Here is a 13,135-nt window from a genome sequence, read left to right as displayed (position 1 = left end):
TGTTAAATTGATAGAATATCCTTTATGATAATAATTAGATTATCTGTAAATGAAAGCGATTATATCCTTGTGATCTGTTTTTCTCTCTATTGGATTTATTAATCGTTACTTTACGCAAATAAGACAACTAGGAGGTACAGGAATGAATATAACTGTATGGAATGAAAATCGTCACGAAAAAACAAATGAAACCGTTGCATCCATTTACCCAAAAGGTATCCATGGCGCAATCGCCGGCTTTTTAACAGAAGCAGGGCATGACGTAACAACAGCGACATTAGACGAACCGGAGCATGGATTAACAGAAGAAGTGCTGAATAACACAGAAGTCCTGGTTTGGTGGGGGCATATGGCGCATGGGGAAGTACAGGATGACATTGTGGAACGCGTAAAACAGCGTGTATTAGAAGGAATGGGATTAATTGTTCTTCACTCCGGCCATTTCTCTAAAATCTTTAAATCACTGATGGGGACAGGCTGTGATTTAAAATGGCGTGAATCGGATGATACAGAGCGTGTATGGAATGTAGATCCATCTCATCCCATTGCCAAAGGAATTGGCGAATATTTTGAAATTGAAAAAGAAGAAATGTATGGAGAGCATTTTGATATTCCTGCTCCAGATGAATTGGTTTTTGTCAGTTGGTTTACCGGCGGAGAGGTCTTCCGCAGCGGAGCAACATTTAAACGCGGTAGAGGGAAGATATTCTATTTCCGTCCTGGCCATGAAACCTATCCGACGTATCATCAGGCTGAGGTCCAGCAAGTAATCAAAAATGCAGTAGAATGGGCTAAGAATCAAGATACTCCAAAGCATACGTATGGCAATTATCAGCCGATTGAAAAATAAATCAAGATAGAGAGAGGAAGCGGTAAAATGAGTTTGAAAATAGCGGTTATCGGATGCGGAAGTATAGCAAAGCATCGCCATCTGCCGGAATATGCAGTAAATAAACATGTGGAAATCACGGCAGTGTGCGATATCGTCGGGGAACGGGCAGAAGAAGCAGCGGTTAAATATGAAGCAAAGGCATATACAGATTATAAGGAACTGTTGAAACAAGATGACATTGATGCTGTCAGCGTTTGTCTGCCAAATTACTTACATGCACCTGTCAGTGTGGATGCACTGAATGCCGGAAAGCATGTGCTTTGTGAAAAGCCGATGGCAACCTCTGCAGAAGAGGCAGATCAGATGATTGAAGCGGCACAGCAAAGTGGAAAGAAATTAATGATCGGACATAATCAGCGTTTTGTCAACTCGCATCAAAAAGCCAGAGAACTGATTGCATCTGGAGCGGTTGGCAAGGTTTACAGCTTCCGTACCACATTTGGACATGGCGGACCAGAAGGATGGAGTGCAGATGGCAAAGATAGCTGGTTCTTTAAAAAAGACGAAGCATTTATTGGGGCAATGGGAGATTTAGGCGTGCATAAAGCTGATTTAGTCCGTTATTTATTACAGGATGAATTTGTAGAAGTTGGTGCGTTCGTGGAAACCAGTGCGAAAGAAAATGCAGATGTAGATGATAACGCGACGCTGATACTTAAATCAGAAAAAGGCACGATTGGGACATTAGCTGCCAGCTGGGCTTATACAGCGAAAGAAGATAATTCCACCATTATTTACGGAGAGAAAGCTACATTACGTTTAGAAGATGACCCGACGTACTCTTTAGTTGTTCAATATACGAATGGCGAAACAGTAAAATACGAGCTGGGCGCCATTCAGTCCAATGATGAAGGCGGCCAGACAACGACACATGTCATTGATCATTTTATTGATTCCATTCAAAATGATACAACACCTTTGATCGACGGTGAAGAAGGAAAGAAATCGCTCGCTATTATTTTAGCAGCATTAGAATCCGTTGAAACAAAAAGAATCTATTCCTTGGAGAAGTGACAAATCATGAAGCGTTTGAAAATGGGACTGATTGGAGCAGGGGGAATAGCGGAAAACCGCCATATCCCTGTTTATCAGTCATTAAGTGATAAAGTAGAAATAACAGGTGTACAGGATGTTAACTTGGTCCGCGCGAAGGAAGTAGCGGAAAAATATGCGATTCCTCATGTATATGAAAATTATTTGGACATGTTCAAGCACGTAGATGCGGTGACCATCTGCACACCAAATAAATTTCATGAATCAATAGCAGTTGCTGCCTTAAATCAAGGGGTTCATGTTTTATGTGAGAAACCAATGGCAATGAATGCAGATGAAGGAAAGCGCATGCTGGAAGCGGCAGAAGCAAATAATAAACTATTAATGGTTGGATATCATTATCGTTTTGTAGATTCTGTGATGCTGGCAAAAGAGTCGATGCCGGAAGTGGGAGCACCTATTGTTACGCGCGTGCAAGCCATGCGGCAAAGAAAGGTCCCAGGCTGGGGTGTATTTATAAACAAACAGCTTCAAGGCGGAGGAAGCTTGATTGACTGGGGATGCCATTTACTTGATACAGCCCTTTGGCTTGTTTCCCCTTCGAAACCAATAGAGGTCAATGCTCAAACCTATCAGTGTTTAAGTAAGCAGCCAGATCAGGTTAACGACTGGGGAAGCTATGATCATGAAGCGATTGACGTCGATGACCATGTGAGTGCCTACATCCGTTTTGATGATGGAAGCACCCTGCTATTTGAATGCTCCTGGGCCGCAAATATCAAAGCGGATAAAACACATATCTCGATATCCGGCGAAAATGGAGGGGTAAATGTCTTTCCTTATGAATTCTATCAGCCGAAGTATCATAGAATGGTGGAGACACATGCCGATACGAAGGAAGATCAACAGGAAGCGGCCCTTTTACAGGCACAGAATTTTGTCGATGCCTGCTTGGGGAAAGATACATTGAAAAGCAGTCCAGAGGATGCGCTGCAGGTAACGAAGGTCATTGATGCCATTTATGAAAGCAGTGAACAGGGAAAAAGTATCTCGATTAATTAAAGGGAGGCTGAGAAAAATGAAATTAGGTGTATTTACGGTTTTATTTGCAGATAAAAAGCTGGAAGACATGCTTGATTATGTGAAAGGTGCTGGACTGGATACGGTAGAAATAGGGACAGGCGGTAATCCCGGTACAGCGCATTGTCAAATCGATGAATTATTGGAAAGCAGTGAGAAGCGAAAAGAATTTAAAGATAAGATTGAATCACGCGGATTAACCATCAGCGCATTCAGCTGTCATGATAATCCTGTTTCTCCAAATAAAGCTCAGGCAAAAGCCAGCCATGATACATTCATCAAAACGGTGCGTTTGGCAGAGATGCTGGATGTTCCGGTTGTTAATACATTTTCAGGTACACCGGGCTCCCATGAAGATTCGAAATATCCTAATTGGCCGGTAACCCCTTGGCCGACGGAATACGCCGATATCTTAAAATGGCAATGGGAAGAAAAATTGATTCCGTATTGGAAAGAGCAGGGACAATTTGCAGAAGACCATGGTGTCAAAGTAGGATTGGAGCTGCATGCCGGTTTTCTCGTCCATACACCGCATACGATGCTAAAACTGCGGGAAGCAACAAATAATGCCATTGGGGCGAACCTGGATCCGAGTCATTTATGGTGGCAGGGAATTGATCCGGTAGCAGCAATCAAGATTCTTGGAAAAGCTGGTGCCATTCATCATTTCCATGCTAAGGATACGTATATTGACCAGGATAATGTGAATATATACGGGCTGACTGATATGCAGCCTTATGGAGAAGTGCAGACACGTGCCTGGACTTTTCGTTCCGTAGGGTATGGCCATAGTATTCAGGAATGGTCGAATATTGTGAGTGCGCTTCGGACATATGGCTATGATTATGTGATTAGTATAGAGCATGAAGATCCGATTATGTCGGTTGAAGAAGGTTTTCAAGCTGCAGTGAAGAACTTAAAACAGGTGAATATCGTGGAGCCTCCAGCTTCTATGTGGTGGGCTTAAGACAAAAACACTGAGAATATAACTAGCTAAAAATAGAAAAAAAGGAATTTCGCATGTTATGTGAAATTCCTTTTTTATATCTTATAAAAATAATATGCCTTCTGCGGTCTATTGTCATTAATGCAAATCCTAATACATTTCCATTTTCATTACAGATATCTTTCAGTTACTTTTACTCTATATAATTTCGTAATGAAAAAAATTTAAGCCCTTATTTTTACTATTTATTTTAAATAACACCCGGTGAAAGAAATTAAAAAATATATTCTATCATTAGATAATACTAATTTTGTAATTTTAAAATAAGGAAATCATTAGCTGGCACTTCTATGCGTAAACTATTATTTTCAATTGGCATTTTCTTTTGATTCCATAGATTAAAAACGTGATTAGTAGAAGTACAGTCAAGTGATACCTCAGTCGGTTGATTCGCAGGGTTTATAAAAAAGTGAATAGAGCTGTCTTCAACCGTTCGGATAAAATGAAAATAATAGTCATCTTTTTTTGGCTGAATAATAGATAGCTTCCCTTGTGTAAATGCTTTTTCAGTAAAGCGCAGTTGAATAAATTGTTTAATAAAGTTTTTTAGAGAGGTATTTTGATTCTCCTCATCCCATACCATGCATTTTCTGCATTCGGGATCTTCTCCTCCAGTCATACCAATTTCATCGCCATAATACACACAAGGTGTGCCAGGGAAAGAGAATAACAGAGCATACAATAGACGAACCTTTTTAACATCCTCGCCGCATTCTGTCAAAACTCTAGGAGTATCATGACTGTCGAGCAAGTTAAAGGCCACTTCATTACTGTTTTCCATATAAGAAGCATAAGATTTGGATAATCGGTCAGCAAATTGTTTAGTGTCAATCTTTTCTTTGGCAATATAATCTAAACCTGCCAAGGTAAACGGATAGTTCATGACTGCATCAAACTGGTCTCCTTCCAACCATGGGAGTGCATCATGCCATATTTCTCCAAGAATATATAAGTCAGGTTTAATTGATTTAACTTTCTTGCGGAATGCTTTCCAGAAGGAATGATCTACTTCATTTGCTACATCCAGACGCCAGCCGTCAATATCAAATTCTTCAATCCAGTATGCGGCAACATCTAAAAAGTAAGAACGGACTTCCGGGTTCTCTGTGTTTAGTTTTGGCATCGTTTCAACATATCCGAATGTATCATAGTTAGGTGGATAGACATCCTTTACCGGGAATTCATGCAGATGAAACCAATCTTTGTATTTCGATTTCTCCTGATTTTCCAGCACATCCTGAAAAGGACCAAAGTACAGACCGCTATGATTAAAAACAGCATCCAGCATCACACGTATTCCTCTTTGATGACATTCATCCACAAGCTTTTTAAACGTTTCTTTGTCTCCGAATTGCGGATCAATTTCCATATAGTCAATGGTATCGTATTTGTGGTTGGAATATGCTTTAAAAATAGGAGTCAGATAGATCCCGTTTATTCCCAAATCAGTTAAGTAATCCAAATTGTTAATGATACCTTCAAAATCCCCGCCAAAAAAGTTGTCTAAGGCAGGTGCTTCACTAGCCCAGGGCAAAACCTTCTCCGGATCATTTTTCTTATTTCCATTTGCAAACCGGTCCGGGAAAATTTGATACCACACTGTCTCTTTCACCCAATCAGGTGTTTTAAAAATATCAATTGGATTGATGAATGGAAAACAAAAATAGTAGGATATATCGTCAGTTTCTATATTTGGATAAAACCCTTTTTCTGTATAAATTAATGTATTCTTCCCATCGCTTATTTCAAAACCATATCTTAAGCGTCTCGTAGGCACATCAAGTTCAATGAACCAGTAATCAAATAAGTCATCTGAAGCGGAAATAGACATCGGCTTTTTCTTATAAGTCCATTTTTTCTTCTTCCAATCATAGGGATCACCGTAAATCAAGCTTACTTTGTTTGCATCTTTTTTCTTCGTCTTCAGCCGAATATGCAATATTTTCTCTTTGTAAGCGTAAGCAAAATTCCCTTTCGGTCTATGATATATGGCTTCTTTTAACATGGAACTCCTCCTTAAAAATAAACAACCCCTGCTTTCTGGTTAAGAAAACAGGGGTTGTTGTTATGACAAAGCATTGCCCTTAAATTTTTAGTGAAACATGAAGTAGTTAAATCTATTATTGGCAAAAAGTCTGTCATAAGTCAAGAGGAAAATATAATAGAAATTTTTCTTTTGGAAAAAATGACTATTTTTCTAACACTTCTCCATTCAACAAAAAAATATTTTTTGAAACCCCTTGCAAAAAAATAAATAATAGATTAGTATTAACTCTAGAATATTTGTGCAAACGTTTGCGCAAATGTGGAATAAAAAAAGGAGTTGGGAATATGAGAGGGAAAGTTCGTTTCTTTGCATTAGTTTCTTTTTTGTTTGTTCTAATTTTAGGAGCATGTGCACCTGACAGAGAAGAACCTGGAGAAGAAAGTGCTGGCGGAGAAGAAGAAAAACCAGAAGAACTAGTGATTTGGATGAATGATCAAGATGAGCAAATGGAAGCCATTAATGAGATTGTAGAGAGGTACGAAGAGCAGGAAGGCATATCAGTTAGGGTAGAAGGACAACCAATGGTTGAGCAATTACAGCAGTTATCATTAGCTGGACCTGAAGGGAATGGGCCAGATTTGTTCTATCAACCGCATGACCAAATTGGAAATATTGTTGCGCAAGGACTAGCAGAACCTCTTGATGTTACCGATGATGAATTAAATAGATATGTAGATGCAGCAGTAGACGCTGTAACTTATACTTATGATGATGAAACAGATATATATGGATTACCTGCAGTTATTGAAACATATGGTATTTTTTATAATACAAGTATAGTGGGTGAAGCTCCAGAAACAATGGAAGATGTGTTAGACATTCTTGAAGAACATACGGATGCTTCTAATGACGAATACGGATTTTTGATGAGACCAAATGATTTCTATTTTGCTTATCCATTCTTAGTAAACTATGGCGGTTATATCTTTGGGGGAGAAGCTGGTGACTATGATGTGACAGATGTAGGTTTAGCAAATGATGGTGCAATTGAAGGCGGAGAATTTTATCAAGAATTTTTTGGATCTGGGAAAATCCCCGCAGGTACAAATGCAGATGTAATTGACGGATTGTTTACGGAAGGGAAAATAGGTGCAGTTATAAATGGACCATGGAGTATTCCAGTTTATGAAAACGCTTTAGGTGATGATTTAGGATTTGCTCCTTTTCCACAAATAAATAATGAGCCAAGCGCCACATTTGTAGGTGTTAAATCTTGGATGGTTTCATATTATTCAGATAATAAGGATTGGGCTCAAGATTTAGCAATGTTTATTACAAATGAAGAGAACCAACAAACTTATTATGATATTGCAGGAGAGTTACCTCCGAATGAAGAGGCTTTAAATAATATCGAAGATCCGATGTATGCAGACTTTGCTGAACAAATCGAGTTTGGCGTCCCAATGCCGAGTTCCCCAGAAATGGCTCAAGTGTGGGAACCGATGCAAAATGCATTACAATTCCTGGCTGAAGGGCAAGATGCCCAAGAAGTGTTAGAAGAAGCTGTAGATCAGATTAATAATAATATACAATCTGCAGGCGGAGGAGAATAATTAAAAGAGGAGATAAGCTCCTCTTTTTAATTTAAACAAACTGCATGTAAAAGAGGTTTTATTATGTACATTAACTTAAAGTTGAAGGAGGGGGAAGGTTGACTACTCCAGAAAAAAAGCCAAAAAAGAATTTTCAAAAACATAACCCTGCTATTGCTACTATACTTTCCATATTATTTGCAGGGTTAGGTCAGTTATATAACCGCAGATACATTAAAGGAGCTATCTTTATTGTTATCGAAGGAGCATTTCTATTTGCATTTTTAGAGGCGATAAATTACGGCCTTTGGGGTTTACGTACATTAGGTACTATCCCAGGGGTTGACCATTCCATTCGATTACTGGTATTAGGAGTATTGTCTTTAATTGTTACAGTGATAGCAATTACACTTTATGTGTTTAATGTGCTCGATGCCAGAAAACAAGCCCAAAAAATAAAAAGGGGATGGGTACCATTAAGTTTTAAACAAGTTATTAAAGAAGTTTATGACTATTCGTTCCCTTATATTATTACTTTTCCAGGTTTATTCTTAATGATTTTTGTTGTTATTTTTCCTTTATTGTTTTCTCTGTTATTAGCATTCACAAATTATGATTTATACCATTCCCCGCCACGGAACTTAGTAGACTGGGTCGGTTTGGATAACTTCAAAAACTTATTTACTGTTCCAATTTGGCAAGAAACCTTTTTCAGTGTATTTGTCTGGACCATTGTCTGGACGGTAGTTGCTACAACGTTACAGATTGCTTTAGGTTTCTTTCTAGCAGTATTGGTAAATGATGAAAGACTAAAATTTAAAAAATTAATTAGGACAATTTTAATTTTGCCATGGGCTGTTCCAGCGTTTGTGACCATTCTTGTATTTGCTGCGATGTTTAATGATGATTTTGGAGCGATTAACCGAGATATTATTATTCCTTTATTTGGCGGGGATGGGGTGGCTTGGCTGAGTGACCCGCTCTATAGTCGGGTAGCTATTATTATGGTACAAACATGGCTCGGGTTTCCATTTATTTTTGCACTATTTACAGGGATACTACAAAGTATTTCAAAAGATTGGTACGAAGCAGCAGATATTGATGGGGCTTCACGGATTCAAAAATTCAAAAATATTACGTTTCCTCATGTTATGTTTGCAACTGCGCCATTATTGATCATGCAATATGCTCAAAACTTTAATAATTTTAACGTCATTTATTTATTTAATGAAGGCGGTCCTGCTGTACGAGGACAGAATGCTGGTGGAACGGATATTCTGATATCTTGGGTATATAAATTAACTTTTGATACAAATAATTACTCAATGGCAGCTGTTATTTCAATTATTATGGGATTGATTGTATCGGGATTTGCTTTTTACCAATTCCGTAGAACAAGATCCTTTAAAGAAGAAGGTGACATTTAATGAATTCAAAATTAAAATCGAAGCTAGAATTAACTGCTATTTATCTCATATTGGCAGTTGTTGCCGTTGTTATTTTTTATCCGCTTCTTTGGACAATTGGTATGTCACTGAATCAGGGTACAAGTCTGTATTCTTCTAGTATTATTCCAGATAATTTTTCATTGGAACATTATCAATGGCTATTCAGTCCGGAAAGTGATTATCTATTATGGTATAAAAATTCGTTAATTGTTGCTTTTGCCAACGCTATTGGAAGTGTTGTTTTGACAGCATTTGTTGCTTATGCTTTTTCAAGGTTTAAATTTGTAGGACGTAAAAATGGGCTATACATCTTTTTGCTTTTACAAATGTTCCCTGTAATGATGGCGATGGTAGCACTATACATTTTCTTAAATATGATTGGATTATTAGATTCTTTAACAGGGTTAATTTTAATTTATTTAGGAGGACAAATACCATTTAATGCCTGGCTTGTAAAAGGGTATTTTGATACGATTCCAAAGGAATTGGATGAAGCCGCTAAAATCGATGGAGCAGGACCTATTAGGATTTTTTGGAGTATTCTTTTACCACTAGCAAAACCAATTCTAGCAGTGGTTGCTTTATTTAATTTTATGGCTCCATTATTTGATTTCTTACTTCCTTCTATTGTGTTATCCAGTGAAGAGAATTATACATTAGCTGTAGGGTTGTATAATTTTATTAATGATCAGTTTGCTAATAATTTTACTAGATTTGCAGCAGGTTCTGTATTAATTGCTGTACCAATTGCAACAATTTATTTGTTCTTGCAACGATTCTTAATTTCTGGTTTGGCTTCAGGCGGTACAAAAGGCTAGGGTATAGGTTAAAATATAAGAAAGGATATTATATATAATGTTTTAATCTAAATTTGTATAAACCAGCTAATTAGAGGGTGATAAAAATTGTTACTATTAAGGATATAGCAAAGGCTACCGGATGTTCTCCATCCACCGTATCAAGAGTGATTGCAAATAATTCGAGGATTAGCGAGAAGACAAAGCAAAAAGTTAGAAAAGCAATGCAAGATTTAGGTTATCATCCTAACCTAACCGCAAGAAATTTAGTTGTACAGTCTACAAAGACAATTGGTGTCATTATGCCTTCCTCCGCAGATAAATCTCTGCAAAATCCATTTTTTGCAGAGGTTTTAAGAGGAATAGGTTCTTACTTTCATCAAGAACAATTTTCAATACTTTTATCAACTGGCCAAACAGAGCAAGAAAAGTTTAAAGAAGTTGAAAGAATGGTTTTAGGGAAGTATGTGGACGGAATAATTTTACTTTATTCCCGTTTAAATGATCCAATTATAGATTTCTTAAAAGAGAAAGATTTTCCGTTTGTTATAGTAGGAAAACCTTTAGAGTATAAAAATGAAATTGTTCATGTAGATAACGACAACATAAAAGCAGGAAAAGATATTACCGCGTATTTAATAGAAAATGGGCACAGACGTATTTCCTTTATTGGAGGAGCAGCTGATCTTGTTGTAACTATTGATCGGCAAAAGGGTTATGAAATGGCTTTGAAGGAAGCTGCGATTCCTGTACTAAAAGAATATGCGCTTCATACAGAATTTTTAAAGTCTGGCGGCAGAGAAGCTGTGGAACAAATTTTAAAACTTGAAGTTAAGCCGGATGCAATAGTTGTAAGTGATGACTTAATTAGTGTTGGTGTTATTAGCATGTTAGAGGAATATGGACTTAAAGTTCCTGAAGATATATCGTTGGCTAGTTTCAATAATATTTATTTTTCAGAGATTATAAAACCAGCGTTGACAACTGTTGATATTCAAATTTATCAGCTAGGTGTAGAGTCAGCAAAAGCAATTATTAAGATGTGCATGAATCAGAAGCTAACTAGAAAAAGGATTATAATTCCACACGATATTGTTTACCGTGAATCTGTTCGTTTAAAAAAGTGAAAAAATATAAATTTTAATTTTAATAGAACTTTTCATTTCTTTGTAAATATGCTTTATATTGTTATTATAACGATTTGAACAGATGAAAAGTGTTTATTTTGAGTGTGAAAACCAGTTTAAAAAATAAATGAAATTATCTTTTAATATATCTGATTAAATTTATGGACAAAATATCAAATAAAATAGTATCAAATAGAACCTATACTATTTTATTCATGTCTTAATTGAATATTAATTAGTATTGCCAATTAAATAGGTGTCGCTATATATAGTATTTGGCTGTTTTTCCGATTAATAACGATTATGATAAGTGTAATCGTTATTTTTTTGATGAGTTTGATTTTTCTGTTTTATAGAGTCTTTTTATATGTTTATTAATGTTATTATAACACTATAGACTTATTTTAGTTTAAGCGAATAACCTACACAGCGATCGAAGAAAGGAAGTCGAAAAATGAATAAAAAATGGTGGAAAGAAGCAACAGCGTATCAAATTTACCCAAGAAGCTTTATGGATTCTAATGGAGATGGAATCGGCGATATTCAAGGCATTATCTCTAAATTAGATTATTTAAAGGACTTAGGGATCGATGTTATCTGGGTAAGCCCTGTCTATCAATCTCCTAATGATGATAATGGCTATGATATCAGCAATTATCAAGCGATTGCCAAAGAGTTTGGGACAATGGCGGACTTTGACGAGCTTCTTGAAAAAACACATCAAAAAGGCATGCGTCTGATTATGGATTTAGTGATTAATCATACCTCTGACGAACATCCTTGGTTTATCGAGTCGAGGTCATCGAAGAATAATCCATACCGCGATTATTATATTTGGCATCCAGAAAAAAAGAATGGAGAAGAACCAAATAACTGGGAATCTATTTTTGGAGGCTCAGCCTGGAAATATGATGAGCAGACAAAAGAATACTTTATGCATATCTTTTCTAAAAAACAGCCCGATTTAAATTGGGAAAATGAAGCAGTCCGGAATGATTTATACAAAATGGTCAACTGGTGGCTGGATAAAGGAATTGACGGCTTTCGTGTGGATGCAATCTCGCATATTAAAAAGAAACCCAGCTTTCCAGATATGCCGAACCCGAAAAAGAAAAAATACGTTCCTTCCTTTAAAGGACATATGAATCAGGAGGGCATCCATGAATTCCTTCAGGAGTTTAAAAAAGCAACGCTGGATCACTATGACATTATGACTGTTGGGGAAGCTAACGGCGTGAAACTTTCACAGGCAGATGACTGGGTTGGTGAAAAGCATGGGGTATTTGATATGATTTTCCAATTTGACCATCTCAATCTTTGGGGACGTGAAACAGGGGAAGGGCTTGATTTAGAAGAACTGAAGGATGTGTTTACCACATGGCAGAAGGGTCTGGAGAAAGTCGGTTGGAATGCATTATTTTTAGAAAATCATGATCAGCCGCGTTCTGTTTCCAGCTGGGGAGACCCGGAAAAGTATCATGCAGCTTCGGCAAAAGCTTTCGCTGTACTATATTTTATGATGCAGGGAACGCCATTTATTTATCAGGGACAGGAAATTGGAATGACGAATGCGCCATTTGAATCAATCGAGGAATATGATGCCGTTGATTCAAAGAATTTTTATAAGGAGCAGCTGGAAAAAGGCGTTCCGAAAGAGCAAATATTGGCTGCATTAGCTAAGACAAGCCGAGACCATTCCCGTACACCAATGCAGTGGAACAATGAAGCAAATGGCGGTTTTACAACAGGAGCACCGTGGATGAAAGTAAACCCAAATTATACAGCTATCAATGTAGAGGAACAGCAAGACCATGCCGATTCAATTTTGAATTTTTATAAACGGCTGATTGCATTACGGAAACAAGAGCAGGGACTCATCTATGGAAATTATAATCTAATGATAGCGGAACATCCGGATATATATGCATATACGCGAACATATCAAGAAGATAAGTGGATTATTTTGGTGAATGTCTTTGGGAAAGCAACGGAATATGAATTACCGGAGAAATTAAAGGATAAAAACTTAAAATTGCTAATCAACAATTACGAAGAGGCAGCGCTGGGAAAACTCAAACCTTATCAAGCTGTCATCTATCAAGTAGACTAAAGAAAAACAGGTTTGTGCTGATTTGCACAGCCTGTTTTTCTTTAGATTAATCAATCATTTGTAAAATACTTGTCGATTCATGCGAAATTTACCTTCCAAGGGA

At 37.2% G+C, this 13,135-nt stretch carries 10 protein-coding genes; 9 read left to right on the top strand and 1 reads right to left on the bottom strand.

Annotated features, from left to right (window positions below):
• Positions 1-142: 142 nt before the first annotated feature.
• From ACW0TQ_RS14605 to ACW0TQ_RS14590, 4 genes are read left to right on the top strand one after another with little or no spacing between them, the layout of a single operon-like run.
• A complete protein-coding gene (locus tag ACW0TQ_RS14605; protein ID WP_042530128.1) occupies positions 143-850 on the top strand; it encodes a ThuA domain-containing protein in 708 nt (235 codons plus the stop codon).
• A 27-nt stretch (positions 851-877) separates the two neighbouring features.
• A complete protein-coding gene (locus tag ACW0TQ_RS14600; RefSeq protein ID WP_256704993.1) occupies positions 878-1,906 on the top strand; it encodes a Gfo/Idh/MocA family protein in 1,029 nt (342 codons plus the stop codon).
• Between the two features lie 6 nt (positions 1,907-1,912).
• Positions 1,913-2,947, top strand: a complete 1,035-nt coding sequence (locus ACW0TQ_RS14595) for a Gfo/Idh/MocA family protein (RefSeq protein ID WP_042530131.1) — start codon at positions 1,913-1,915, stop codon at positions 2,945-2,947.
• Positions 2,948-2,963: 16 nt separating this feature from the next.
• A complete protein-coding gene (locus ACW0TQ_RS14590) occupies positions 2,964-3,932 on the top strand; it encodes a sugar phosphate isomerase/epimerase family protein (RefSeq protein ID WP_332094397.1) in 969 nt (322 codons plus the stop codon).
• Positions 3,933-4,215: 283 nt separating this feature from the next.
• Here ACW0TQ_RS14590 and ACW0TQ_RS14585 read toward each other — a convergent pair whose 3' ends face one another.
• Positions 4,216-5,976 (bottom strand): glycoside hydrolase family 13 protein, encoded by a 1,761-nt coding sequence (locus tag ACW0TQ_RS14585; protein WP_332094396.1) that lies wholly within the window; start codon positions 5,974-5,976, stop codon positions 4,216-4,218.
• 326 nt (positions 5,977-6,302) lie between these two features.
• On the opposite strand from ACW0TQ_RS14585, the gene ACW0TQ_RS14580 reads away from it, so the two are divergent.
• The 5 genes from ACW0TQ_RS14580 to ACW0TQ_RS14560 all read left to right on the top strand — a co-directional run bounded on the left by ACW0TQ_RS14580 (position 6,303) and on the right by ACW0TQ_RS14560 (position 13,032).
• Positions 6,303-7,571, top strand: a complete 1,269-nt coding sequence (locus ACW0TQ_RS14580; protein WP_256704991.1) for a sugar ABC transporter substrate-binding protein — start codon at positions 6,303-6,305, stop codon at positions 7,569-7,571.
• Positions 7,572-7,669: 98 nt separating this feature from the next.
• A complete protein-coding gene (locus ACW0TQ_RS14575; protein ID WP_042530140.1) occupies positions 7,670-8,977 on the top strand; it encodes a sugar ABC transporter permease in 1,308 nt (435 codons plus the stop codon).
• Positions 8,977-9,816, top strand: a complete 840-nt coding sequence (locus ACW0TQ_RS14570) for a sugar ABC transporter permease (RefSeq protein WP_193064268.1) — start codon at positions 8,977-8,979, stop codon at positions 9,814-9,816. The genes ACW0TQ_RS14575 and ACW0TQ_RS14570 overlap by 1 nt, the downstream gene beginning before the upstream one ends.
• Positions 9,817-9,902: 86 nt before the next feature.
• Complete coding sequence (locus ACW0TQ_RS14565; protein ID WP_042535782.1) at positions 9,903-10,922, top strand: LacI family DNA-binding transcriptional regulator; 1,020 nt, start codon at positions 9,903-9,905, stop codon at positions 10,920-10,922.
• Positions 10,923-11,376: 454 nt separating this feature from the next.
• A complete protein-coding gene (locus tag ACW0TQ_RS14560; protein WP_332094394.1) occupies positions 11,377-13,032 on the top strand; it encodes a glycoside hydrolase family 13 protein in 1,656 nt (551 codons plus the stop codon).
• The last annotated feature ends 103 nt before the right edge of the window (positions 13,033-13,135 follow it).

The organism is Oceanobacillus sp. M60 (assembly GCF_053839645.1).
Note: the sequence above shows the minus strand (reverse complement) of the source record. Positions and strands in the feature narration are given on the sequence as shown.

Excerpts from the sequence above, each read along its gene's own strand:
- ACW0TQ_RS14605 (WP_042530128.1), top strand. The coding sequence starts at position 143 with ATGAATATAACTGTATGGAATGAAAATCGTCACGAAAAAACAAATGAA.
- ACW0TQ_RS14600 (WP_256704993.1), top strand. The coding sequence starts at position 878 with ATGAGTTTGAAAATAGCGGTTATCGGATGCGGAAGTATAGCAAAGCAT.
- ACW0TQ_RS14595 (WP_042530131.1), top strand. The coding sequence starts at position 1,913 with ATGAAGCGTTTGAAAATGGGACTGATTGGAGCAGGGGGAATAGCGGAA.
- ACW0TQ_RS14590 (WP_332094397.1), top strand. The coding sequence starts at position 2,964 with ATGAAATTAGGTGTATTTACGGTTTTATTTGCAGATAAAAAGCTGGAA.
- ACW0TQ_RS14585 (WP_332094396.1), bottom strand. The coding sequence starts at position 5,976 with ATGTTAAAAGAAGCCATATATCATAGACCGAAAGGGAATTTTGCTTAC.
- ACW0TQ_RS14580 (WP_256704991.1), top strand. The coding sequence starts at position 6,303 with ATGAGAGGGAAAGTTCGTTTCTTTGCATTAGTTTCTTTTTTGTTTGTT.
- ACW0TQ_RS14570 (WP_193064268.1), top strand. The coding sequence starts at position 8,977 with ATGAATTCAAAATTAAAATCGAAGCTAGAATTAACTGCTATTTATCTC.
- ACW0TQ_RS14560 (WP_332094394.1), top strand. The coding sequence starts at position 11,377 with ATGAATAAAAAATGGTGGAAAGAAGCAACAGCGTATCAAATTTACCCA.